This is a genomic window from Alcaligenes sp. CHO6, from assembly GCF_037120595.1.
Classification (GTDB): Bacteria; Pseudomonadota; Gammaproteobacteria; order Burkholderiales; family Burkholderiaceae_B; genus Alcaligenes; species Alcaligenes ammonioxydans.
On the sequence record NZ_JBANCI010000017.1, the window covers coordinates 1 to 567 of the forward strand.

The 567-nt window shown below is 55.7% G+C and carries 1 rRNA gene; it reads left to right on the plus strand.

The annotated features are described in order from the left end of the window. Positions 1-515 (plus strand): 16S ribosomal RNA (locus tag V6936_RS17300); the annotation flags it as partial. Positions 516-567: the final 52 nt, after the last annotated feature.

A 567-nucleotide genomic window follows, 5' to 3' on the forward strand; every position in this document is an offset into this window, starting at 1 on the left:
GTGCTCGCAAGAGAACCGGAACACAGGTGCTGCATGGCTGTCGTCAGCTCGTGTCGTGAGATGTTGGGTTAAGTCCCGCAACGAGCGCAACCCTTGTCATTAGTTGCTACGCAAGAGCACTCTAATGAGACTGCCGGTGACAAACCGGAGGAAGGTGGGGATGACGTCAAGTCCTCATGGCCCTTATGGGTAGGGCTTCACACGTCATACAATGGTCGGGACAGAGGGTCGCCAACCCGCGAGGGGGAGCCAATCTCAGAAACCCGATCGTAGTCCGGATCGCAGTCTGCAACTCGACTGCGTGAAGTCGGAATCGCTAGTAATCGCGGATCAGAATGTCGCGGTGAATACGTTCCCGGGTCTTGTACACACCGCCCGTCACACCATGGGAGTGGGTTTCACCAGAAGTAGGTAGCCTAACCGCAAGGAGGGCGCTTACCACGGTGGGATTCATGACTGGGGTGAAGTCGTAACAAGGTAGCCGTATCGGAAGGTGCGGCTGGATCACCTCCTTTTAGAGCGAATGGCTCGCAAAGCGAAAGCGTCCACACTTATTGGCTGTTAGTT